16 protein-coding genes and 1 tRNA gene are annotated in these 25,093 nt (G+C 68.3%); 14 read left to right on the forward strand and 3 right to left on the reverse strand.

What is annotated here, in order from left to right; genetic code table 11:
- The first annotated feature begins 160 nt into the window (after positions 1–160).
- Positions 161–1,075 carry a hypothetical protein gene (locus ACOCMH_RS07625; protein ID WP_427306293.1) on the forward strand — a complete coding sequence of 305 codons (915 nt, stop codon included), beginning with the start codon at positions 161–163 and terminating at the stop codon, positions 1,073–1,075.
- Positions 1,076–1,142: 67 nt separating this feature from the next.
- On the opposite strand, the gene ACOCMH_RS07630 is transcribed toward ACOCMH_RS07625, so the two are convergent.
- Positions 1,143–1,457 carry an amino acid ABC transporter permease gene (locus ACOCMH_RS07630; RefSeq protein ID WP_427306294.1) on the reverse strand — a complete coding sequence of 105 codons (315 nt, stop codon included), beginning with the start codon at positions 1,455–1,457 and terminating at the stop codon, positions 1,143–1,145.
- Between the two features lie 186 nt (positions 1,458–1,643).
- Positions 1,644–2,585, reverse strand: coding sequence for an amino acid ABC transporter substrate-binding protein (locus ACOCMH_RS07635; RefSeq protein WP_427306295.1), 942 nt, complete (start codon positions 2,583–2,585; stop codon positions 1,644–1,646).
- Between the two features lie 376 nt (positions 2,586–2,961).
- Between ACOCMH_RS07635 and ACOCMH_RS07640 the strand changes: the two genes are divergently transcribed.
- From ACOCMH_RS07640 to ACOCMH_RS07660, 5 genes are all read left to right on the forward strand, one after another.
- Positions 2,962–5,178: a type I secretion system permease/ATPase gene (locus tag ACOCMH_RS07640; protein WP_427306296.1), complete on the forward strand. Its 2,217-nt coding sequence runs from the start codon at positions 2,962–2,964 to the stop codon at positions 5,176–5,178.
- Positions 5,162–6,544: an HlyD family type I secretion periplasmic adaptor subunit gene (locus tag ACOCMH_RS07645; protein ID WP_427306298.1), complete on the forward strand. Its 1,383-nt coding sequence runs from the start codon at positions 5,162–5,164 to the stop codon at positions 6,542–6,544. The genes ACOCMH_RS07640 and ACOCMH_RS07645 overlap by 17 nt, the downstream gene beginning before the upstream one ends.
- Positions 6,545–6,631: 87 nt before the next feature.
- A complete protein-coding gene (locus ACOCMH_RS07650; RefSeq protein WP_427306299.1) occupies positions 6,632–13,651 on the forward strand; it encodes a VCBS domain-containing protein in 7,020 nt (2,339 codons plus the stop codon).
- A gap of 171 nt (positions 13,652–13,822) precedes the next feature.
- Positions 13,823–15,163, forward strand: coding sequence for a TolC family outer membrane protein (locus tag ACOCMH_RS07655; protein ID WP_427306301.1), 1,341 nt, complete (start codon positions 13,823–13,825; stop codon positions 15,161–15,163).
- Positions 15,164–15,261: 98 nt separating this feature from the next.
- Complete coding sequence (locus ACOCMH_RS07660) at positions 15,262–15,591, forward strand: DUF2917 domain-containing protein (RefSeq protein ID WP_427306303.1); 330 nt, start codon at positions 15,262–15,264, stop codon at positions 15,589–15,591.
- Here the strand turns inward: ACOCMH_RS07660 and ACOCMH_RS07665 are convergent.
- On the reverse strand, positions 15,518–16,447 hold the full coding sequence (locus tag ACOCMH_RS07665; RefSeq protein WP_427306304.1) for a LysR substrate-binding domain-containing protein: 930 nt from the start codon (positions 16,445–16,447) through the stop codon (positions 15,518–15,520). The two genes, ACOCMH_RS07660 and ACOCMH_RS07665, sit on opposite strands and share 74 nt — an antisense overlap.
- Before the next feature lie 181 nt (positions 16,448–16,628).
- Between ACOCMH_RS07665 and ACOCMH_RS07670 the strand changes: the two genes are divergently transcribed.
- From ACOCMH_RS07670 to ACOCMH_RS07705, 8 genes are all read left to right on the forward strand, one after another.
- Positions 16,629–17,864, forward strand: coding sequence for an MFS transporter (locus tag ACOCMH_RS07670; RefSeq protein WP_427306306.1), 1,236 nt, complete (start codon positions 16,629–16,631; stop codon positions 17,862–17,864).
- Between the two features lie 309 nt (positions 17,865–18,173).
- Entirely contained in the window at positions 18,174–19,298 is a 1,125-nt protein-coding gene (locus ACOCMH_RS07675) for an acyltransferase family protein (RefSeq protein WP_427306307.1), read from the forward strand.
- 267 nt (positions 19,299–19,565) lie between these two features.
- Complete coding sequence (locus tag ACOCMH_RS07680) at positions 19,566–20,804, forward strand: GTP cyclohydrolase II (RefSeq protein ID WP_427306308.1); 1,239 nt, start codon at positions 19,566–19,568, stop codon at positions 20,802–20,804.
- A complete protein-coding gene (locus ACOCMH_RS07685) occupies positions 20,801–22,099 on the forward strand; it encodes a URC4/urg3 family protein (protein WP_427306309.1) in 1,299 nt (432 codons plus the stop codon). Before ACOCMH_RS07680 ends, ACOCMH_RS07685 begins: the two co-directional genes overlap by 4 nt.
- A 72-nt stretch (positions 22,100–22,171) precedes the next feature.
- Positions 22,172–22,867 (forward strand): uracil phosphoribosyltransferase, encoded by a 696-nt coding sequence (upp, locus tag ACOCMH_RS07690; RefSeq protein WP_427306310.1) that lies wholly within the window; start codon positions 22,172–22,174, stop codon positions 22,865–22,867.
- Positions 22,867–23,547, forward strand: coding sequence for a TetR/AcrR family transcriptional regulator (locus ACOCMH_RS07695; RefSeq protein WP_427306311.1), 681 nt, complete (start codon positions 22,867–22,869; stop codon positions 23,545–23,547). Before upp ends, ACOCMH_RS07695 begins: the two co-directional genes overlap by 1 nt.
- A gap of 35 nt (positions 23,548–23,582) precedes the next feature.
- Entirely contained in the window at positions 23,583–24,869 is a 1,287-nt protein-coding gene (locus ACOCMH_RS07700) for an amidohydrolase family protein (protein WP_427306312.1), read from the forward strand.
- 96 nt (positions 24,870–24,965) lie between these two features.
- Positions 24,966–25,052 (forward strand) — tRNA-Leu (locus tag ACOCMH_RS07705).
- The last annotated feature ends 41 nt before the right edge of the window (positions 25,053–25,093 follow it).

Genomic DNA, 25,093 nt, shown 5'->3' on the forward strand with positions numbered 1-25,093 from the left:
GTGGTGGATGCGCGATCGTCCCGGCCTCCTCGGCGGCATGTCCGTTAGCCCGACGCAGGCGTGAAATGACCAGTTACATGCGCAACAAAAACGCGATAATTCCGATGTCAGTCAGTGGCCACCAGGGGCGGGCGCTTGACCATCCAAGACGGGGATTGATGTGAAGAGAAAGGTTCAGCAGAGCCGGCGGGCGGGCCAGGTAGCGTTCGCGGCCCTGACGGTCGGGCTGTCCGTGGCGCTATCCGCGGCGCAACCCGCCAGCGCCCAGGGCATGGCGGTGCTGCCGGGCACGGGTGGTGTCGCCCAGGCCGCGGCGAGCCAGGCGCAGGCCGCCGCCGCGGCGGTGCTGTGCAATGCGCCGTGGTTCCGCTCCGGGTCGCACGTGCAGATGGAAGGCGACGGCGTGATGCCGATGTCGATCCGCATGACCCTGCGCGACGTGGTGCGCAGCCCGTCCGGGTGCCGTGCCCAGCTCGAGGTCAATTCCAAGTCGGCGCTGTCCGCGCTGATGGGGCCGCCCGTGATCACCAACCAGGTGCACGAGGTGGTGATCGAACGCGGCGCGCCCGAGGCGCAGACCAGCATCGAAAGCCAGCATGCGGTCATCAACGCGCGCGCGCGCTATGCCCGCATGTATGGCGAGGCTGCCTTCCGCGGCAAGGGCGTATTCAACTATGCCGGGCTGGACCTGCGCGAAGGCACCACGCTGGAGGGGGAAACCTTCGAATCCAGCGTCTCGCTGAAGGTCTATCCGCTGGGTGCCGATGAAGCGGTCAGCACCATGGACGCGCAGCGCGCGACCATCCATATCGGGTCGCGCCACGTGGGCAAGCGCCAGCTGATCGATACCCTGATGGGCCGCAAGGAATGCCAGCCGATTTCCTACGAGAAGCGCACCTCGCTGGGACCGCTGATGATCGGCGGCGAGCTGGTGCAGGCCGAGCCTACCGTGATGCACGTGACTGACTGGTATTGCCCGGCCGACGCCTTCGTGCTTCGCACCGAAGTGCGCCAGGGCGATAAGGTCCAGCGTGTCGACGTCACCGCGCTGGAGCGCGACACGCAGGCGCCGTAAGCCGCAGGTTGTCCGAGGCGACAAAAAACCCGCCGAAGCGGGTTTTTTGTTTCCGACCGCTGCCAGGTCAGCTGGCAGCCGGTGCGGAGGCGGCTTTCTTCTTGCTCTTCTTTTTCTTGCTGGCCTTCTTGGCCGGCTTCTTCTCGGCCGCCGGCGCCGAAGCGTCGGTCAGGTCGGTGCGGGTGCTCTTGTTCGCGCCCTGGCTATACGGGTCGAACTTGTCGCCGGCCTTGGCTCCCTGGCTGTACGGGTCGAACTTCTCGCCCGCCTTGGCGCCCTGGGAATATGGATCGAACTGCTGCTTGCCGGCGGCTTGTGCCTGCACCGCCAGCGATGCGGCGCCAAGGCAGAGTGCGATCGCGGTCGCGACGAACTTGTTCATGGTTTCTCCTCAGATATGCCGCCGTCGGGCGGTCGTGTCTATGGCCCGCCCTGCACAGGGATGGCGCGGGCCAGTGTCGCTAACATCATTGATCGCTGTCAACTTGGGGCTTGCCCGGCACCGCGCCCTCATGGAAACCCTGAATTGCGGCGCTGGCGCGATTGCGCTCTGCGCCGCCGGCACGGCTTATTCGGTGACCGCGTCGGAGGGGTGCTTCCACGCCGCGCGCACCTCGCCCGAGGGCGCCAGCGCCAGGTTGATGCCCCGGCTGCCGATGGGCTGCTGGAACCAGCGCTGCTGCAGCGCCGTGACCTCCGGGCCGGCAAAGGTCGTCGCCAGGGTCTGGTCGACCAGGCGCTTCCATTCCGGATCAGCCTTGGACAGCATCAGCGCGTTCTGCTCGACGGACAGCGCCGGACCCACGATGACATATTGCGCGGGGTCCTTGGCGCGCGCGCGCAGCCCGGCCAGCAGCACGTCGTCCATCACGAAGGCCTGGGCCCGGCCCGACTCCAGCAGCAGGAACGATTCGCCGTGGTCCTTGGCGTAGACGTCGTGATAGCCGTACTGGCCCTTGAAGCGGCGCACATGGCGGTCGCCGGTCGAGCCCGCGCTGGTGACCACGGTCTTGCCGCGCAGGTCGCCGAACGAGCGGATGCCCGAGTCGGCCCGCACCAGCATGCGCACCGTCGACACATAGTGCGAGACGCTGAACGCGACCTGCTTCTGGCGTTCGAGCGAATTGGTGTTGGGCGCGCAATCGAGGTCGACCAGCCCGTTCGCCACCGCCGGGATGCGGTTCTGCGGCGTCAGCGGCATCCAGCGCACCTTCAGGTCTTTCAGGCCCAGCTTCTGGCGCGCGGCCTCGGCCGCGCGCAGGCACAGGTCAACCGCATAGCCGGCCGGATGGCCCTTGTCGTCGGCAAACGAGAACGGCAGCGCGGATTCGCGGTAGCCCAGCACGATGGTGCCCGAGTCGCGGATCTTGTCGAGCACCGGGCTCTGGGCGCGGACTGCGGCCGGGGTCAACATGGCCGCGGCGCCGGCGGCAAGAGCGATGGCGATGGCCGCGAAGGTGCGGCGGACGCGGGCAGGGCGGATAGAGGCGGGCAAGGCAACGACAGACATGCGAAGAGGAACCAGGAAGCGGCCGACCATGCGGCAAAGACGCTAGGGTATACCCCAGCCATGGCAAGGCGAAGGACATTGTCGTCATAAGCAAATTCCGCCCGGAACGCGCGCCAGCCCGCATGGGGCAGGGCCACGGTTGCAGTCGTGAAACGCCAAACGGATGAGGCGCCCCGGGGCCCTCGATGCGTCCGTTGCGCCATTTGGCCGATGGGCGCAGCACCCTTGCTGGCCTACGCTTGCCAAAAACGACACAGCGACGGGACGGGGGGCATGATGGCAGCAAGCACTTGCGGGCGCGGCACGAGGAAGGGGGCACGCGCCATGGCCCGGCGGCAGCCCGGCCGGCAGACCCATTAACGCCAGGGCCCATACCATGCACGCAGCCGCCACGCCGGTGCGCGAGGCCCGCCATACCGGCCCAGCCAGGCCGGAGCTATGCGCCCACGCGCGGCCCGACGATGCGCTGCTGGACTGCCTGCTCTGGCTGGCACGGCACTTCCGGCAGCCGGCTTCGCCCGAGGCGCTGCTGGCGGGCCTGCCGCTGGAAAACCATCGCCTGACCCCGGCGCTGTTCGCGCGTGCGGCGGCGCGCGCCGGCCTGTCCGCGCGGCTGGTGCGACGCAGGCTTGACGAGATCCCTGACCGGGTGCTGCCCGCGGTCCTGCTGCTCGACCAGGGCCAGGAGGCGTGCTTGCTGATGCGCCGCGGCGATGACGGCATGCTGGTGGTGGTGCTGCCCGAGTTCGGTGACGGCGAGCAGGCGGTGCCGGGCGCGGAACTGCTGGCCCGCTGCACCGGACACGCCATCTTCGCCCGGCCCGCGTACCGTGCCGACGGCGCGCAAGCAGCCCCCCATGCCGCGCGCCATGACGCCCCGGATGCCTCGCCGCAAGCCTGGTTCTGGAGCGTGATGCGGCAGTCGTGGCCGGTCTATGGCGAGGTCTTGGTGGCTTCGCTGCTGCTGAGCCTGTTCGCGCTGGTCATGCCGCTGTTCACCATGAACGTGTACGACCGCGTGGTGCCGAACCATGCGCTGGAAACGCTGTGGGCGCTGGCCGTCGGCGTCGGCCTGGTGCTGCTGTTCGAATTCGCGATGCGCATGCTGCGCGGCTACTTTGTCGATGTGGCGGGCCGGCGCATCGACGTGACGGTATCCGCCGGCGTGTTCGAAAAAGTCCTGGGCATAGAGATGAAGTCACGGCCCGCATCGGTCGGCAGCCTCAGCAGCCAGCTGCAAGAGTTCGAATCGGTGCGCGATTTCCTGACCTCGGCCACGATCACCACGCTGATCGACCTGCCCTTCGCCGCCGTCTTCATCGCCGCGCTGTTCTGGGTGGGTGGGCCGCTTGCGTGGGTGCCGCTGCTGGCGGTGCCGGTGGTGCTGGGCCTGGGCCTGGCGCTGCAGGGCCCGCTGTCGCGCGCGGTGCGGGCCAGCAGCGCCTGCGCGGCGCAGCGCCAGGCGGCGCTGGTGGAGACGCTGGTGGGTCTCGAGACCATCAAGACCACCGGCGCGGAAGGCGCGGCGCAGCGCCACTGGGAGCAGGTGGTCGGACAGATGGCCAGGCTCGGGCTGCGCTCGCGCTGGCTGTCGGCGTGCGTCATCAACGCCGCGCTGTTCGCGCAGCAGGCCACTACGCTGGTGGTGGTGGTGATCGGCGTCTACCAGATTGCCGACGACCGCCTCACCATGGGCGGCCTGATCGCCTGCACCCTGCTGGCCGGGCGTGCGCTGGCGCCGCTGTCGCAGATGGCCGGGCTGACCACGCGCTACCACCAGGCGCGCACGGCGCTTGCCGGCCTTGACCGGATGATGGCGCTGCCGGTCGAGCGCCCACCCGGCAAGCATTTCTTGCACCGCCCGCCGTTGCGGGGCGAGATCGAATTCCGCGGAGTCAGTTTCCGCTATCCCGGTCGCGAAGGTGCGGCGCTCGACGGGGTGTCGTTCCGCATTGCCAGCGGCGAGCGGGTCGGGCTGATCGGCCGCATCGGCTCAGGCAAGAGCACCATCGAAAAGCTGATCCTGGGGCTCTATCCGCCGGATGCCGGCGCGGTGCTGGTCGACGGTGCCGAGGTGCGCCAGTTCGACCCCACGGCGCTGCGGCGCGATATCGGCTATGTGCCGCAGGATGTGATGCTGTTCAGCGGCACCGTGCGCGACAACATCGTGATGGGCGCGCCCTATGCCGAGGACGCCGCGGTGTTGCGCGCGGCGCGCCTGGGTGGCGTCAGCGACTTTATCGATCGCTTGCCAGAGGGCTATGACCTGCGCCTGGGCGAACGCGGCGAAGGGCTGTCAGGCGGCCAGCGGCAAGCCATCGCCATCGCCCGGGCCGAGCTGTTGCAGCCGCCCGTGCTGTTGCTCGACGAGCCCAGCAGTGCCATGGACAACCGCACCGAAGAGCAGTTCAAGGCGCGGCTCGCTGCAGCGCTGGGCGGGCGCACGCTGCTGCTGGTGACCCACCGTGGTTCGCTGCTGAGCCTGGTCGATCGGCTGATCGTGATGGACCAGGGCCGCATCGTGGCGGATGGGCCCAAGGCCGAGGTGCTGGACGCGCTCGCGGGGAGGAAGCTCCATGTCGCCTCGGCCTGAGATCCGCACCGGGGCGCGCCGCCTCGCCGCCGCGCTGCGTCCGCGCGCGGACGATACCGCCTTCATGGATGCGCGCGACGCGGCGGCGCTATCGGCGCCGCGCTGGTTCTCGCACTGGATCCTGTGGTGCGCGGTGAGCTTTGTCGCCATCGCGCTGGCATGGGCGGCACTGGCGCGAGTGGATGAGGTGACGGTGGGCGAGGGCAAGGTGATCCCGTCCAGCCAGGTACAGGTGGTGCAGAACCTGGAGGGCGGCATCGTGGCGCAGATCATGGTGCGGCCCGGGCAGGTGGTCAGCAAGGACCAGCCGCTGATGCGCATCGACGATACGCGCTTCACCGCCTCGTACCAGGAGGGCCGCACCAAGGACGATGCGCTGGTGGCACGCATCACGCGCCTGAGCGCCGAGGCCGCCGGCACGGAATTCGCCGCCACCATGCCAGGCGATGTCGATTCGCGCCGTTTCGTCGCCGAGGAACGCTCGCTGTTCGCCTCGCGCAAGCAGGCGCTGGAAGCCAACCTCGCGGTGCTGCGCCAGCAGTCGGAGCAGCGCCGGCAAGAACTGGCCGAGAAGCGCTCGCGCGAGCAGCAACTGCGTCAAAGCCACCGCCTGGTGGCGCAGGAACTGGCAATGATGCGGCCGATGGTGGCGCAGGGGGTGGTGTCCGATGTCGATGTGCTGCGGCTGGAGCGGCAGACCAACGACCTGAAAGGCGAGCTCGACGCCTCGCGGCTGGCGATGCCGCGCCTGGAAGCGGCCTATCGCGAGAGCCAGCAGAAGCTCGATGAGGCGAGCACGCATTTCCGCGCCGAGGCCATGCGTGAACTCAACCAGGCCAAGGCGGAGCAGGCAGCGCTGAGTGCGACCAACACCGCCCTGCAGGATCGCGTCGACCGCACCCTGGTGCGTGCGCCGCTGGCCGGGATCGTCAAGCAGCTCAAGGTCAATACCGTGGGCGGCGTGGTCCAGCCCGGCATGGACCTGGTGGAAATCGTGCCGCTGGAGGACACCCTGCTGGTCGAGGCGCGCGTGCGTCCGGCCGACATCGCCTTCCTGCGGCCGGGGCAGCCCGCCGTGGTCAAGCTGTCGGCCTACGACTTCTCCATCTATGGCGGCTTTGCCGGCACGGTCGAGCATATCAGCGCCGATACGCTCACGCCGGAGCGGCCCGGGGAGCGGCCGGAAAGCTACTACCTGGTGCGGGTGCGCACCCGCGACAACCGGCCCGCCGGTAGCGCCGTGCAGGTGCCCATCCTGCCCGGCATGGTCGCCACGGTGGATGTATTGACGGGGCAGAAGACGGTGCTCCATTACCTGCTCAAGCCCATCATCAAGACGCGGGACATGGCGTTCCGTGAACGGTAGGCCCCGCGCTCGCACGCGAGCTTTTTGCAACGATAACAAGCAAGGCATGGCCGCAAGGCCTGCATTCAGGACGGAGAGAGAAACACCATGGCAACCCTGACTGGCACCAACGGCAGCGACACCCTCACCGGCACCGCAAGCAGCGACACCATCCTGAGCGGCAACGGCAACGACTATGTCAGCGCCGGCGATGGCAGCGACTATGTCGATGCCGGCAATGGCGACGATATCGTCGAGGGCGGCGCGGGCGACGACACGCTGCTGGGCGCCAATGGCAAGGACCGCCTGTTCGGCGGGCGCGGCAACGACAGCCTGTCAGGCGGCAACGGAACCGACGCCGTCTATGGCGGCAGCGGCGACGACGTGATCGGCAGCGCCGACGGCGCGTCCGCGCTCTACACCGGCGACAATGGCGGCGACACGCTCTATGGCGACGGCTACGACAGCTATGCCGACTATCTGCTCGGGCGCGGCCATGAATCGGCCCAGCCGGGCAACGACCGCATCCAGGGTGGCAATGGCGACGACCTGATCTACGGCGACAACGGCGACGGCGCTTTCGTTGGTGGCGACGACATCATTGCCGGCGGCAACGGCCGGGATACCATCTACGGCGAAGGCGGCAACGACACTATCGCGGGCGGGTGCGGCGGCGACATGCTCAGCGGCGGCGCCGGCCGCGACACCTTTGTCTACCACGCCGTCGCCGATTCCACCGCGGCGGGAATGGATGTCATCGCCGACTTCCAGCGTGGCACGGACCGCCTGGACCTGCGCCCAGTGCTGGGCGACACCGGCTTTCAGTGGGGCGGCCTGACGCCGACAGCCCATGGCGCGTGGTACCAGCAGTCGGGCGGCAACACCTATGTCTACGTCGACGTCGACGGCAATCCCGCCACCGCGGAAATGGTGATCCGGCTGAACGGGCTGCACGACCTGACCAAAACCGATTTCGCCGGCTACGACAACCATGCCCCCACGGCCGCCGCCGACGCCAACGCCATCGGCGAAGATAACCATCCGAACCCGATCACCGGCAACGTCCTGGCCAATGACAGCGATGTCGACGCCGGCAACGTGCTCGCAGTGGCCAGTCCCGGCACCTATGTTGGCCAGTACGGCACCTTGCAGATCAACGCCGACGGCAGTTATAGCTATACCCTCGACAACGGCAATGCGCAGGTCCAGTCGCTGCGGCCGGGCGACCATGTCGACGAGACGTTCAGCTATAGCGTGACGGACGGCCAGGCGTCGGCGACATCGACGCTGGGTATCCGGATCAACGGCGCCAACGATGCGGCGACGATCACGGCGTCGACGAGCGAAGACACGGCGGTGACCGAGGCGGGCGGCATGGCGAACGCCGCTACTGGCGACGCTTCCGCCAGCGGCACGCTGACGGTCAGTGATGTCGATAGCGGCGAAGCGCACTTCGCCGCGGTGTCGCCGGGCAGCCTGGTCGGCCAGTACGGCACCTTCACCTTCAACAGCACGACGGGCGCCTGGACCTATACGCTCGATAACAGCCGGGCCGATGCGCTGACGGTAGGTCAGCAGGTCACCGATTCCCTGACGGTGTCATCGGCCGACCAGACCGCGCAGCAGACCATCACGGTCAACATCACCGGCGCCAACGATGCCGCGACGATTACCGCATCGACCGGTGAAGACACGACGGTAACCGAAGCGGGCGGCCTGGCGAACGCCGCCACCGGCGACGCTTCGGCCAGCGGCACGCTGACGGTCAGCGATGTCGATAGCGGCGAAGCGCACTTTGCCGCGGTGTCGCCGGACAGCCTGGTCGGCCAGTATGGCAGCTTCACCTTCAACAGCACGACCGGATCCTGGACCTATACGCTCGATAACAGCCGGGCCGATGCCCTGACGGTGGGTCAGCAGGTCACCGATTCCCTGACGGTGTCATCGTCCGACCTGACCGCGCAGCAGACCATCACGGTCAACATCACCGGCGCCAACGATGCCGCGACGATCACGGCGTCGACGAGCGAGGACACGGCGGTGACCGAAGCGGGCGGCCTGGCGAACGCCGCCACCGGCGACGCTTCGGCCAGCGGCACGCTGACCGTCAGCGATGTCGACAGCGGCGAAGCGCACTTCGCCGCGGTGTCGCCGGGCAGCCTGGTCGGCCAGTATGGCACCTTCACCTTCAACAGCACGACCGGCGCCTGGACCTACACGCTCGACAACAGCCGGGCCGATGCGCTGACGGCGGGTCAGCAGGTCACCGATTCCCTGCTGGTGTCGTCGGCCGACCAGACCGCGCACCAGACCATCACGGTCAACATCACCGGCACCAACGATGCCGCGACGATCGCGGCGTCGACAAGCGAGGACACGACGGTAACCGAAGCGGGCGGCATGGCGAACGCCGCCACCGGCGAGGCTTCGGCCAGCGGCACGCTGACGGTCAGTGATGTCGATAGCGGCGAAGCGCACTTCGCCGCGGTGTCGCCGGGCAGCCTGGTCGGCCAGTACGGCACCTTCACCTTCAACAGCACGACCGGCGCCTGGACCTATACGCTCGATAACAGCCGGGCCGATGCGCTGACGGTAGGTCAGCAGGTCACCGATTCCCTGACGGTGTCATCGGCCGACCAGACCGCGCAGCAGACCATCACGGTCAACATCACCGGCGCCAACGATGCCGCGACGATTACCGCATCGACCGGTGAAGACACGACGGTAACCGAAGCGGGCGGCCTGGCGAACGCCGCCACCGGCGAGGCTTCGGCCAGCGGCACGCTGACGGTCAGCGATGTCGATAGCGGCGAAGCGCACTTTGCCGCGGTGTCGCCGGACAGCCTGGTCGGCCAGTACGGCAGCTTCACCTTCAACAGCACGACCGGCGCCTGGACCTATACGCTCGATAACAGTCGGGCCGATGCGCTGACGGTGGGTCAGCAGGTCACCGATTCCCTGCTGGTGTCGTCGGCCGACCAGACCGCGCAGCAGACCATCACGGTCAATATCACCGGCGCCAACGATGCCGCGACGATCACGGCGTCGACGAGCGAGGACACGGCGGTGACCGAAGCGGGCGGGCTGGCGAACGCCGCCACCGGCGACGCTTCGGCCAGCGGCACGCTTACAGTCAGCGATGTCGATAGCGGCGAAGCGCACTTTGCCGCGGTGTCGCCGGACAGCCTGGTCGGCCAGTACGGCAGCTTCACCTTCAACAGCACGACCGGCGCCTGGACCTATACGCTCGATAACAGCCGGGCCGATGCCCTGACGGTGGGTCAGCAGGTTACCGATTCCCTGCTGGTGTCATCGGCCGACCTGACCGCGCACCAGACCATCACGGTCAACATCACCGGCGCCAACGATGCCGCGACGATCACCGCGTCGACAAGCGAGGACACGGCGGTGACCGAAGCGGGCGGGCTGGCGAACGCCGCCACCGGCGACGCTTCGGCCAGCGGCACGCTGACCGTTGGTGATGTCGATAGCGGCGAAGCGCACTTTGCCGCGGTGTCGCCGGACAGCCTGGTCGGCCAGTACGGCAGCTTCACCTTCAACAGCACGACCGGCGCCTGGACCTATACGCTCGATAACAGTCGGGCCGATGCGCTGACGGTGGGTCAGCAGGTCACCGATTCCCTGCTGGTGTCGTCGGCCGACCAGACCGCGCAGCAGACCATCACGGTCAATATCACCGGCGCCAACGATGCCGCGACGATCACGGCGTCGACGAGCGAGGACACGGCGGTGACCGAAGCGGGCGGGCTGGCGAACGCCGCCACCGGCGACGCTTCGGCCAGCGGCACGCTTACAGTCAGCGATGTCGATAGCGGCGAAGCGCACTTTGCCGCGGTGTCGCCGGACAGCCTGGTCGGCCAGTACGGCAGCTTCACCTTCAACAGCACGACCGGCGCCTGGACCTATACGCTCGATAACAGCCGGGCCGATGCCCTGACGGTGGGTCAGCAGGTTACCGATTCCCTGGTGGTGTCATCGTCCGACCAGACCGCGCAGCAGACCATCACGGTCAACATCACCGGCGCCAACGATGCCGCGACGATCACGGCGTCGACGAGCGAAGACACGACGGTAACCGAAGCGGGCGGCCTGGCGAACGCCACTACTGGCGATGCTTCGGCCAGCGGCATGCTGACGGTCGGTGATGTCGACAGCGGCGAAGCGCACTTTGCCGCGGTGGCGCCGGGCAGCCTGGTCGGCCAATACGGCAGCTTCACCTTCGACAGCACGACCGGGGCCTGGACCTACACACTCGATAACAGCCGGGCCGATGCACTGACGGTGGGTCAGCAGGTCACCGATTCCCTGACGGTGTCATCGTCCGACCTGACCGCGCACCAGACCATCACGGTCAACATCACCGGCGCCAACGATGCCGCGACGATCACGGCGTCGACGAGCGAGGACACGGCGGTGACCGAAGCGGGCGGCATGGCGAACGCCGCCACCGGCGATGCCTCCGCCAGCGGCACGCTGACGGTCGGTGATGTCGACAGCGGCGAAGCGCACTTCGCCGCGGTGTCGCCGGGCAGTCTGGTTGGCCAGTACGGCACGTTCAGCTTCAACAGCACGACCGGCGCCTGGACCTATACGCTCGATAACAGCCGGGCCGATGCGCTGACGGTGGGTCAGCAGGTTACCGATGCCCTGCTGGTGTCGTCGGCCGACCAAACGGCGCACCAGACCATCACGGTCAACATCACCGGCGCTAACGATGCCGCGACCATCACGGCGTCGACGAGCGAGGACACCGCGGTGACCGAAGCGGGCGGCATGGCGAACGCCACCACCGGCGACGCTTCCGCCAGCGGCACGCTGACGGTCGGTGATGTCGACAGCGGCGAAGCGCACTTCGCCGCGGTGTCGCCGGGCAGCCTGGTCGGCCAGTATGGCACCTTCACCTTCAACAGCACGACCGGCGCCTGGACCTACACGCTCGACAACAGCCGGGCCGATGCGCTGACGGTGGGTCAGCAGGTCACCGATTCCCTGCTGGTGTCGTCGGCCGACCAGACCGCGCACCAGACCATCACGGTCAACATCACCGGCGCCAACGATGCGGCGACGATCACGGCGTCTGCGAGCGAAGACACGGCGGTAACGGAAGCGGGCGGCCTGGCGAACGCCACCACCGGCGACGCTTCCGCCAGCGGCACGCTGACGGTCAGCGATGTGGATAGCGGCGAAGCGCACTTTGCCGCGGTGTCGCCGGGCAGCTTGGTCGGGCAGTACGGCAGCTTCAGCTTCAACAGCACGACGGGCGCCTGGACCTACACGCTCGATAACAGCCGGGCCGATGCGCTGACGGGGGGTCAGCAAGTCACCGATTCCCTGCTGGTGTCGTCGGCCGACCAGACCGCGCACCAGACCATCACGGTCAACATCACTGGCGCCGACGATGCGGTCGTCAACAGCGTTCCCGTGGCGCAGTCTGTCAACGAAGACACTCCGCTCGTGTTCAGTACCGCCAACGGCAATGCGCTCAGCATCTCCGACGTGGACAGCGGCAGCCACACCGTGACGCTGAGCGCCACCGCCGGCACCATCACGCTGAACGGTATCGCTGGACTGCAATTCCTGGCAGGAGACGGCACCGCGGACAGTACCTTGACGATCAGAGGCACCGACGCGGCGATCAATGCCGCGCTGGACGGCATGACGTTCGTCGGCGACAAGAACTATGCCGGCGCGGCATCGGTGCAAATGCAGTCCAGCGACGGCTTTTCATCCGATACGGATACGGTGGCGATCGCGCTCAAGCCGGTCAACGATGCTCCGGTCGCGGGCGCCGACGTGGTCTACGTCTCGAACGACAACAATGGCAACAGCACCGCCACCAGCACCGTCCTGATTCCGGTCAGCGCGCTGCTTGGCAATGACGGCGACGTCGATGGCATGGCGCTGTCGGTCACTGCAGTCGGATCAGCCACTGGCGGCGTCAGCAGCCTCGCATTTGCTCCGGGAACCAATGGTAGCTACATCCAGTTCGAGATCGGGAAAACTGCCGGGACCTTCACCTATACCGTTTCAGACGCAGCCGGTGGCACCAGTACGGCGACGGTCGCGGTCAATGTCATGCTCACCGGGGACGCAGCCACGGTGTCTCTGGCGGGCCTGGATTACCAGGCCTCCTATCTGGACGGTGGCACCCAGAACGATGCACTGACGGGCGCGGGCGTTGCGGATGTGTTTATCGGTGGATCAGGCGTCGACTCGCTCAACGGCGGGGGCGGTGACGACGTGCTCCGGGGTGGCGCGGGCAACGACACTCTTGATGGCGGTGCAGGTATCGACATGCTGGATTTTTCCGATGCCACCGGCGCGGTGTCGTTTTCGCTGACACAAAGCAGTCTCCCCACAACGATTGCTGTGAATCTGCCCGGCGTGGGCGCTGACACGTACAAGAACATGGAGGGCGTGATCGGCTCGCAGTATAACGACACCCTGAACGGCAGCAGCGCCAACGACATCCTGCGTGGCGGCGCCGGCAATGACACCATCGATGGCGGTGCGGGCATCGACCTGCTGGATTTCTCCGATGCGTCGGGCGCGATCAACTTCACGCTGGTCCAGGGCAGCGGCGTGACCGCGGTCAACCTCAGCGCCGTCAATCTCGGCACCGACAGCTATACGAAGATGGAAGGCGTGATCGGTTCGACATTCAACGACACGATAACGGGCTCGGCCGGCAACGACGTGCTGCGTGGCGGCGCTGGCAATGACCAGCTGGCAGGCAACGCCGGCAGTGACCAGCTCATCGGCGGCGCCGGCGCCGACACGCTGACAGGCGGCGACGGCAGCGACACCTTCCGCTTCCTGCGCGCCGATGCCGCTTCGGTCGACACGATCACTGACTTCAACCTGGCGCCCGCAGCCGGCGGCGGCGATGTGCTGGACCTGTCCGACCTGCTGTCGGGCGTCAGTGTCACCAGCGCCAACGCCGCGCAGTTCGTGCGGCTGTCCGAGGTCGATGGCAATACCGTCGTCAGCCTGGACCGGGACGGCAGCGGCTCCGCCGCGGCGTTCCAGGATGTCGCCGTGCTGCAGGGCGCGGTGGGGCTTGACCTCAACACCCTGCTGAGCAACGGCAATATCCATACGGCCTGAATCCGGGTCACGAGAGCGGACGGGAACGAGGGGGAGTGAGAAGAGACCGCCACCAGGCGGCAATTGCAGGACGGCAGCACCGCTGCCGGCAGTGTCAAAATAATAAGCGGGTAGGGCACCGCGTTCGGGCGCGCGCAGCGCGCGAACGCGGTGTACCCGGCTGGGGGAAGCATGTGGACGACATGGTGCCGGCTGGCACCCGTACTGCTATGGACGGCGATGGTGTTGCCGCAGCACGCGGCGGCCCAGGCGTTGCCGCAGGCAGTCGAGCAGGCCGTGCGCAGCAATCCTGAAGTGCTGGCCGCGGGCAGCCGCCGCCTGGCTGCCGACGAGGGGCTGAAGCAGGCGCGCGCCGGTTACCTGCCGCGCGTCGATGTCAGCGGCGCCAGCGGACGCGTGCGCCTGGACAGCCAGAGTTCTCGCGTGATGGGCCTGTCGGATTCGTCATATGCGCGTCATGCCGCGGACGTCACCATCACGCAGATGTTGTTCGACGGCTTCGCGGTCAGCAGCGATGTCGAGCGCCAGGGTGCAAGGATCGACGGCGCGGCCTATCGGGTCGGCGCCACCGCCGAGGACATCGCGCTGCGCACCGTCGGCGTGTATGTTGAGGTGCTGCGCCGCCAGGAAACGGTGGCCATCGGCGTTGCCAACCTCGAGGCGCACCAGCACATTTATGACCAGATCCGGCTCGGCGCCGACAACGGCGTACTGCGCCGCGCCGACCTGTTCCAGGCCGAAAGCCGGCTGGCACTGGCGCAGGCCAACCTGCGCGCCGAGCAAGGCGCGCTGCAGGACGCCGTGGCGGCTTTCCTGCGCGTGGTCGGGGCGACGCCGCAGCGCTTGTCCCGTCCCGACTCGCTGGCCACCATGCTGCCCGCGAGCGAGCGCGAGGCGCAGCAGGTGGCCAGTGCCAGCCATCCCGCACTGGGGGCGGGGCAGTCCGACATTGCCGAAGCCGAGGCCGCGCGCGAGCTGGCGCGCTCGGCCCTGTGGCCCAAGCTGGACCTGGAAGTCGGCGCCGGGCGCGACCGCGATCGCGTGCTGGGCACCACCGATGAGCGCAGGGTGATGCTGCGCTTGCGCTACAACCTGTTTCGCGGCAACGCCGACAAGGCGCGCATCAATGAGGCAGGCTTCCAGATCCAGGAGGCGGAGCAGAACCTGGAGCGGCTGCGCCGGCAGGTGCAGGAAAGCGTGTCGCTGGCCTATAACGCCTACCGTACCGCCCAGGAACGGCTGGCGAGCCTGCAGCAATACGTGCAGGCGAGCGATGCCACGCGCGTCAGCTACGGCCGCCAGTTCCGCATCGGCCAGCGCAGCCTGCTGGACCTGCTCAATGCCGAAAACGAGTACTTCAGCGCGCGCACCGCCTATGTGACCGGCCAGTACACCGAGCTGGCCAGCCAGTACCGCATCCTGGCCGGCATGGGACTGCTGCTGCCGACGCTGAACGTGGCGCCGCCCGGCGAGGCGCTGGTCCAGATGGGGATGCGCGCGGGCCAGCGCTAGCCAGCCTGCCATGCCGCCCGCGTATGCCCGGCCGGCGCATTGCTCATGGCAGGGCAGCATGGCTCACCGCACAATGGAAAGGCCAACCGGAGCCTTTCATGTCATGCACTCTTTCCCTCGAAGCGGAATGCGTCGGCCTGCGCCTGCGGGCTGGCACCGAACTGGTCTGCCGCGGCGGCACCGTGTGGGTGACCATCGAGGCGCCGGGCCGGCCGTCCCCGGATGTATTGCTGGCGCGTGGCGAGCGCCATCGCCTGCTGGGCGACACCGCGGTATTTCTCGCCGCGCTGCATGGCGCCGGCCCGGCGTTGTGCCGGATCGAGGCGCCGCCGCAACGCCGCGGCCGGGCCTGGTTCAGGTGGCTGCGGGGCCCGGCGTCATGGCCGTTTGCGCGGCTTCCTGGCAAATCCATGCGGCCACGCGGCTGACCTCTTCGCGCGGATGCGCGGCGGCGTGAACCAGCCAGTATGAGTTCGGGCTCGGCGGCGCTTGCCGCGCCGTCGGCACGACCACCAGCTGGCCACCATCGACCAGCGGCCGCACCAGTTCCAGCCGGCCCAGCGCGATGCCTTGCCCCGCCAGCGCGGCGTGGATGATCTGGTCGTACTGGTTGAAACGCAGCATGCCGCGCTGGCTGGCATGACGGAACTCGCGCGGCGCCAGCCAGCTGCGCCATTGCAGCCACGGGCGCGGATCGTCGAACTCCAGCAGCGGCAACTGCAGCAGCGCGTCGCCGTGCTGCCCGGGCGCCTCCAACAGGGACGGATGGACGATCGGCGCAATATGCTCGCCGAACAGGCGTACCGCGTCGGGCGGCGCCGCGGCGTCGCGGCAATAGCGCACCGCAAGGTCGATGCCCTCTTCGCGCAGGTCGCTGATGCGGTTGCTGGCCGACAGCCGCACATCGAGCTGCGGGTGCGCCTTCTGCAGGCTGCCCAGGCGAGGCAGCAGCCACAGGCCAGTGACGCCGATGCTGGCGGTGATCGTGACCGGCTGGCGGCCCTCGCCGCGGCGCACCTCGGCCACAACGTCCTGCAATTGCTGCAGGGCGCTGTCGGCGCTGCGGAACAGCCGTTCGCCCTCGGCGGTGAAGGCGACGCCGCGATGCTTGCGCACAAACAGCGCCACCTTCAGCTGCGCTTCCAGCGCATGGACCTGCCGGCTTACCGCCGACTGGGTCAGACACAGGTCATCCGCGGCCTGCGTAATGCTCATGCGACGGCCGACGGCGACGAAGCCCTTGAGCAGGTCGAGCGGAAACAGGCGAGCAAGCGGAATGGACATGCGGGGGCCTCAGGCAGACACGTGATACGCGATACGCCATTACAGCATGATCGCGGCCTCCCTTGCCATGCGTGCCACGCATGGCAGAACGACCGAAAGATCGCTTGAAGCGAGACCCGCCGGCGATTGCAATAGAGCCATCGCGCCTGCGGGTGCCACTGTCCGACAAAGGGGAGCTGCCATGACAATCCATCTGCCGCGCTCGTCCGCTGCGAGCGCCGCGCACCAGTGCGCCACGCCATGGTGGCGGCAACTATGGGTGCTGGTGCTGGCGGGCGGCCTGATGATGGGACTGGCGCTGGGCGTGCGCCATGTGCAGGGCCTGTTCATGCTGCCCATCATCACCGAGCGCGGCTGGACCCGCGAAACCTTTGGCCTTGCCATCGCGATGCAGAACCTGGCGTGGGGGCTGGTGCAGCCGTTCACCGGCATGCTCGCCGACCGCTACGGCTCATGGAAAGTGATGGCTGGCGGGCTGGCGCTGTATGGCGCGGGGCTATGCGGGATGGCACAGGCGCAGACGCCGACGGCCCTGTTCTGGACGGCGGGACTGTGCATCGGCATTGCGCTGTCCGGCACCACCTTCGGCGTGGTCTACGGCGCGCTGAGCCGGATGACCGGCGCAGCGGAGCGCAGCCGTGCCCTGGGACTGGCGGGCGCCGTCGGCGGCATCGCGCAGTTTGCGCTGGTGCCGGGCGCGCAGGCGCTGGCGGCGCTGATACCGCTAGGGCTGCCGTTCCAGGACCGGGGCGCGCCGGAGCCACCCCCAGGCCACGACGCGGCGGGTCCGGCCGGGGGCCAACCATTGCGCGCCGCCGTGCGCGAGGCCTTCGGCCATTCCGGCTTCTGGCTGCTCAACCTGGGCTTTCTGGCATGCGGCTTCCAGCTCGCCTTCATCGCCAGCCACTTGCCGGCCTATCTGCTGGATCGCGGCATGCGTGCGGCCGACGGCATGGCGGCGCTCGCCATCATCGCGCTGGCCAATGTGGCTGGCGTCTATGTGTGCGGGCTGGTGGGCGGGCGCCACAGCAAGAAATACCTGCTCGCCGGCATCTACCTCGCGCGCACCGCGGCGATGGCGCTGTTCCTGCTGCTGCCGCTGAGCCGGGCGACGCTGTATGGCTTTTGCGCGGCGATGGGGTTCCTGTGGCTCGGCACGGTGCCGCTGACCAACGGGATCCTTGCCCAGGTGTTCGGCGTGCGCTATCTCTCCACGCTGTTCGGCTTCGTGTTCCTGGGCCACCAGCTAGGCTCGTTCCTTGGCGTGTGGCTGGGCGGGCTGGTGTTCGAACTCACGCGCTCCTACGACCTGGTCTGGTATGGCGCAATGGCGCTGGGCATGGTGGCCGCGGCGCTGCACTCTCCGATCGACGACCGCCAGATCGTCCGCACCGGCCTGGCGCCGGCACGGGCATGAGGCGGCCCGGCATGCCGCGGCCGGGCGCATGGCTGACGGTGCTCGCCCTCATCGCCCTCAGCGCCCTGTGCGCGGTCGCGCTGGCGGGATGGCTGGCTCCGGCCCATGCCCAGGCGTGGATAGCGCTTATGGCGTTGTGCCAATAATCCGCCACAGCCCGCCCGGCACGACCGTGCACCGCCTGGCGAACTCGCAACAAGGGCGGCCACTGTGTAACCAATCTGCAAAATGTAGGTATTGCGCTACATTGAGTGGCGGCGCAACGGGTAGAATCGCGCCTTCCGTGCCTTTTGCCCCGTCCCTATAACAATGAGCTCCCGCCCGTCGCGCCTGCCGTGCATCGACGCCCTGAAAGCCGTCAGTTCGCAACTGATCGTCCTGCATCACCTCGCCTTCTATGGACCGATGTCGGACGCCGCTTACCAGTTGGCGCCAGGGCTGGTGGACTGGCTGTATGACTACGCCCGCATCGCGGTGCAGGTGTTCCTGGTGATCAGCGGCTTCCTGGCGGCGCGCAGCCTGGCGCCCAACGGACGGCTGGAGACGCGCCAGCACCCGCTGGCGATGTTGTGGCGCCGCTACCAGAAGCTGGTGGTGCCATTCGCCGCGGCGATCCTGCTGAGCATTGCCGGTGCCGCGGTGGCCCGGCACTGGATGGCGCACGAGTCGATTCCCGCGTCGCCGACGCTGGGCCAGTTCCTCGCGCACCTGACGCTGCTCCATAACATCCTCGACGTTGACGCCTTGTCGGCCGGGGTCTGGTACGTGGCCATCGACCTGCAATTGTTCGCGCTGCTGCTGGGCACGCTGTGGGCCGCCCGCGCGGTGGCCCGGGGCCGGGCGCCAGCCGGCGTGGCCGTCAGCATCGGGCTGGTGGCCCTGGTGGCCATGGCCTCGCTGTTCTGGTTCAACCGTGATGCCGCGTGGGATATCTGGGCGGTGTACTTCTTCGGCGCCTATGGCATGGGCACGCTAGCCTACTGGGCGTCAGCGCCCGGGCGGCCGCTGCTGCCGCTGGTGCTGATCGGCACGGTGGCGCTGGCCGCGCTGATGCTGGACTTCCGGCTGCGTATTGCCGTAGCGCTGGCCACCGCCCTGCTACTGGCGCTGGCGCGCCGCGGCGAATGGCTGGAACGCTGGCCCCGGGCGCGCGTGGTGGGCTACCTCGGGCGGATTTCCTATTCCGTGTTCCTGGTCCATTTCCCGGTGTGCCTGGTGGTCAATGCGCTGGTGTCGCATCTCGCACCGGGCCAGCCGGTGCTGAATGCACTGGGCATGGCAGCGGCGTGGGGGCTCAGCAATGTGACGGGCGCCTTGTTCTACCGCTATGTGGAAAGCGCGCAGCCGCTCGCTATCCTGCGCGCGGTGCTGGGTGGGCGCGGGGATGCGGCAGGCAACTCGGGCTCCGGGTCCGCGAGCCGCCCAACCATGTAACCCTTGCAAGCATCGCCGCGCGACACTACCGAGATCGTCCGCGCGGTACGTGGCCGCGCCTGGCGTGCGGCTGGTGCATGCGTGCCGCCAGCGTGGTGCCGCCGGCACGAAGGCCGTGCATGGCTGCCATACGTACTTGCGTTGGACGCCACACACACTGGCGCAACACTGGCGTAAACGGGCATTGGGCGATGGCACAAAGGTTGCCTAGTATGGAATCGTAAACCTGACCGACTGGTCAGGATTCCATCGGGAACCGAGGGTGCCATGTCCGACCATATCGTCCTGACTTCGCATGCGCGCCGCGACAAGCCGGCCGAGCCGATCCACTGGGGCGCCCCGACGGCCGCGCAGCGTGGACCGGTCATCGCCAGCCTGGGCAACCCGGCGCAGCGCAATGTGATCGGCACCCATGCCGGCGCGTATGCCATCTACCGGGCCCTCGCGGTAGCGTCCGGTACGCTGCAGCGCGACCATCGCCCCGACCTGACCGACACCGCGCCCGCCGAAGCCATCGGCCCACATCCACAGTGGGGCGATCCGGACAAGATCGTCTCGCTCGATCCCTGGGGGCACCTGGTTTCCAGCGTCTTTGCCGAGCGCATCGCCGCCGGCGTCGATATCCGCCCGACCATCGCCGTGACCCGTGCGCACATCAATATGCCGGAGCTGGTCTCGGCCATCGCCGCGGGCCGGCTCAAGCCTGACGGCAACCTGTTGCATGCCAATGGCGACGTGCGGGTGACCAAGGCGGCAGTCGACCCGGTGTGGTACCTGCCCGGCATGGCGGCCCGTTTCGGCATCAAGGAAAGCGTGCTGCGCCGCAGCCTGTTCGAGCAGACTGGCGGCATGTTCCCGGAACTGGTGACGCGGCCGGACCTGAAGGTGTTCTTGCCGCCGATCGGCGGCATGACGCTGTACTTCTTCGGCGATGTCAGCCAGCTGGGCCAGCCCGAGACCCGCGTGGCCTGCCGCGTGCACGATGAATGCAACGGATCGGATGTGTTCGGGTCAGACATCTGTACCTGCCGGCCGTATCTGGCACACGGCATCGAAGTGTGCATCGAGATGGCGCAGCAGGGCGGTGTCGGGCTGGTGGTCTACAACCGCAAGGAGGGCCGCGCGCTGGGCGAGGTGACCAAGTTCCTGGTCTACAACGCGCGCAAGCGCCAGGTTGGCGGCGACCGTGCCGAGACTTATTTTGCCCGTACCGAATGCGTGGCGGGCGTGCAGGACATGCGTTTCCAGGAGCTGATGCCGGATGTGTTCCATTGGCTGGGCATCCGCCGCATCGACCGCTGGGCGTCGATGAGCAACATGAAGCATGGCGCGCTGGTGGCGCAGGGCATCGAGGTGGTCGAGCAGGTGGCGATCCCCGAGGCCTTGATCCCCGCCGACGCCCGTGTCGAGATCGACGCCAAGGTGGCCGCCGGCTACTTCACGCACTACACGCCGCCGGATGCCAACGAACTGGCCCTGGCAAAGGGCAGGGGGTTGAACGAATGACGATGTATCCCGAGGACGGCAGTGCCGGCAACGAGCGCCATGGCAACGGCTGGCTGAACCCGGTGCCGGCAGGGCATCCCGCTGCGGCGCTGCTGTGCGCCGAGGCGGTGCGCACCCATTGCGCGGCGGTCACCGAACACGTGGCCAGCGGCGCATCCGAACTCTTTACCTGGCATCCGGACCGCGTGCATGCGATTGCCGATTACGTCGCCAGCACCATCCGGCAGCGCTACCCGGACCTGCAAGTGCCCTATCACAGCCGCTGGCGCCATTTTGAAGGCGGCGGCGCCGACCAGCGCGCTGACCGCTGGCAGGTGCTGTGCGAGCGCGCCGGGCTGAGCGGGCCCGAACACCGCGAGGAGCGCGCCCGCATCGGCATCGACCTGGTGATCCCCAGCGTACTGCTGGACGCGGGCGCCGGCCCGGAGTGGCGCTACCGCGATCCGGCCAGCGATCTGGTGCTGACACGCTCGGAAGGACTGGGCGCGGCCAGCTTCGACCTGTTCGCGCGCGGCGGTTTTTCCGCGGCGCCTGGCGATCCGCTGCGCGCCGATGCCGAGCGCCTGCAGCGCATCGACGCCGACAGCATTGCCCACGCCTTCCAGGTCGCGCAGCACAACCCGCTGGTGGGGCTGGAAGGCCGCGCCGGGCTGCTGCGCCGGCTGGGCGAGGTGATGGAAGCGACCCCGGCGCTGTTCGGCCGGCCGGCGCGGCTGGGCAATCTCTATGACTACCTGAAGGCGCATGCCGTCGGCGGCGACCTCGATGCCAGCTTCCTGCTGCGCACACTGCTGGTGGGGCTGGGGCCGGTGTGGCCGGGGCGGATCGTGCTCGAGGGCGTGTCGCTGGGTGACTGCTGGCGCCATCCGGCGGCGCCGGGCGGGCTGGTGCCGTTCCACAAGCTGACCCAGTGGCTGACCTACTCGCTGCTGGAGCCGCTGGAAGACGCCGGCCTGACCGTGACCGGCCTGGATGCGCTGACCGGCCTGCCCGAGTACCGCAACGGCGGCCTGCTGTACGACTTCGAGCTGATGGTGCCGCGCGCTCCCGGCTTTGCCGCCGAGCCGCATGCGGTGGATGAGCCCGTCATCGTCGAATGGCGCGCGCTGACCGTGAGCGGGCTGGACCTGGTGGCCGACTGCGTGCGCCAGGCGCTGGGCCTGGAGGAAGCGCAGTTTCCGCTGGCGCGCGTGCTCGAAGGCGGCACCTGGGCGGCAGGGCGGCGCATCGCCGCCAAGCGTCGGCCCGGCGGCGCGCCGCCGTTTGCCATCGTCAGCGACGGCACGGTGTTCTGAACGCGCCGCCCGCGCCGCGGGCGGCGTTGCCGGCAGGGATGGCTTGTGCAACGTGGCATCAGGAGCGTCACCATGAACGACATGTCCGCTGTTCCCGCAGTTGAGCCCCGCGTGCCGGATGCCGCCGACCTTGCCTGCCTGTCCGGCGTGATGGTGGTCGACCATCCGCTGGTGCAGCACAAGGTCACGCTGGTGCGCAGCGAAGAAACCACCACCGACAATTTCCGCCGGTTGGTGCGCGAGATCAGCCAGCTGCTGACCTACGAAGCCACGCGCGACCTGGCGATGGAAACCATCGCGATCCGCACGCCGATCGCGCCCACCCAGTCGCGCGTGCTGTCCGGCAAGAAGCTGTGCCTGGTGTCGATCCTGCGCGCCGGCAACGGCTTTCTCGACGGCATGCTCGACCTGCTGCCGGCGGCGCGCGTCGGGCATATCGGCCTGTACCGCGACCCCGAGACACTGGAGCCGATCGAGTATTACTTCAAGATGCCCGAGGACATCCAGGAACGCATGGTGATCGTGGTCGATCCGATGCTGGCCACCGGCAACTCGGCCATCGCCGCGCTGAACCGGCTCAAGGAGGCCGGCGTCACCACCATGAAGTATGTGTGCCTGATCGCCTCGCGTCCCGGCCTGGGCGCGCTGCGCGCCGCGCATCCGGACGTCGGCATCGTCACCGCGGCCATCGACGAGACGCTCAACGAGCACGGCTATATCGTGCCCGGCCTGGGCGACGCCGGCGACCGCCTGTACGGCACGCGCTGATGGACTCGCGCGCCGGTCTTGCGCCGACACTGCGTGCGCCGCCTGTACGCGCGGCGGCGGGCGGCCGCATCCGGCAGGAGAACCAGGCCATGATCCTGCGCGCGGCCGAGCATGTGTTCGCGCGGGCCGGGTTTGCCGGTGCCACCATGGCCGAGATCGCGGTGCGCGCGGGGGTGCCCAAGTCCAACCTGCATTACTACTTCCGCACCAAGCAGGCGCTGTACCGCGCGGTGCTGGCGCACACGCTGCAGCTGTGGCTGTCGGAAGCCGACGTGATCCGCGCCGAGCTGCCGCCGCAGGTGGCGCTGGAACAGTACATCCGCGCCAAGATGCGGCTGTCGGCGAGCCATCCCGATGCGTCGCGGGTGTTCGCCAACGAGTTGCTGCACGGCGCGCCCGAGATCGGCGAGATCCTGCGCCATGCCCTGCGCGAACTGGTGTCGCGCAAGGCCGCGGTGGTGCAGCAGTGGATCGACCGCGGCCAGATGGCACCGGTCGATCCGCAACACCTGTTCTTCACCATCTGGGCCGCCACGCAGACCTACGCGGACTTTGAATCGCAGGTATGCGCGGTGCTGGGTATCAGCCGCCTGAAGCCGCAGGACTATGCGCACGCCACCGAGCACGTGGTGGTGATGCTGCTGCGCGGCTGCGGCCTGGCGCCCGTGCCGCTGGCCTGAGCCCCGACCCGATACCGGATACCACGACACCCCTCATGCTCGACCTGATCCTGCGGCATTGCAACCTGCCCGACGGGCGCACCGGCATCGACATCGGCATTGCCGATGGCCGCATCGCCGCAGTGGAGCCGGCGCTGGCCGCGCACGCGGGCGAAGAGATCGACGCCGCCGGCCAACTGGTGACGCCGCCGTTCGTCGACGCGCACTTCCATATGGATTCCACGCTGTCGTACGGGCTGCCGCGCGTGAACCAGTCGGGCACGCTGCTGGAAGGCATTGCGCTGTGGGGCGAGCTCAAGCCGCTGCTGACGCAGGAGGCCATCGTCGAGCGCGCGCTCGCCTATTGCGACTGGGCCGTGGCGCGCGGGCTGCTGGCGATCCGCTCGCATGTGGATGTGTGCGATGCGCGCCTGCTGGCGGTGGAGGCGCTGCTGCACGTGCGCGAACGCGTGCGGCCATACCTGGACCTGCAGCTGGTGGCGTTCCCGCAGGACGGCGTACTGCGTGCGCCGGGCGCGCTTGCCAACCTGAAGCGCGCGCTGGACCTGGGCGTCGACGTGGTCGGCGGCATTCCGCATTTCGAGCGCACCATGGCGCAGGGGGCGGACTCGGTGCGGCTGCTGTGCGAGCTGGCGGCGGAGCGCGGCCTGCGCGTGGACATGCATTGCGACGAAAGCGACGATCCGCTGTCGCGCCATATCGAGACTCTTGCCAGTGAAACCGTGCGGCTGGGCCTGCAGGGCAGGGTCGCCGGATCGCACCTGACCTCGATGCATTCGATGGACAACTACTACGTCTCCAAGCTGATCCCGCTGATGCGCGAGGCGGGGGTGGCGGCGATCGCCAATCCGCTGATCAACATCACGCTGCAGGGGCGGCACGACACCTACCCGCGGCGCCGCGGCATGACGCGCGTGCCCGAGCTGATGGCGGCCGGGGTGCCGGTGGCATTCGGCCACGACTGCGTGATGGACCCGTGGTACGGCCTGGGTTCGGGCGACATGCTGGAAGTGGCGCACATGGGCCTGCACGTCGCGCAGATGACAGGGCAGGCGGCGATGCGTGCCTGCTTTGACGCGGTGACCGCCACGCCGGCGCGCATCCTGGGGCTGGAGGGCTATGGCCTGGCGCCGGGCTGCCGCGCCGACCTGGTGCTGCTGCAGGCGCGCGATCCAGTGGAGGCGATCCGGCTGCGCGCCACCCGGCTGCGCGTGCTGCGCGCCGGCAAGACCATCGCCACCATGCCGGCGGCGACCGCGGCGCTGGCGCTGCCCGGCCGGCCGGCGCAGGCGGACTTCCTGCGCGGGGGCGGTGCGGCATAGCGCGCACAGAGTTTTTTGCGCGCGGGTGTTGACAGTGTCCGCAGCACTCGGCATAATTTCCTTCTTCGCATCGCAGCAGCAATGCAGCGAAACGAAGCCCAGATGGCGGAATTGGTAGACGCACTAGGTTCAGGTCCTAGCGGTGGCAACACTGTGGAGGTTCGAGTCCTCTTCTGGGCACCAAAATTCGGAAAGGCTCGCGCAAGCGAGCCTTTCTTCGTTTC

The sequence above is a fragment of the Cupriavidus sp. H39 genome (assembly GCF_050271075.1).
In the GTDB taxonomy this organism is placed as follows: domain Bacteria; phylum Pseudomonadota; class Gammaproteobacteria; order Burkholderiales; family Burkholderiaceae; genus Cupriavidus; species Cupriavidus necator_B.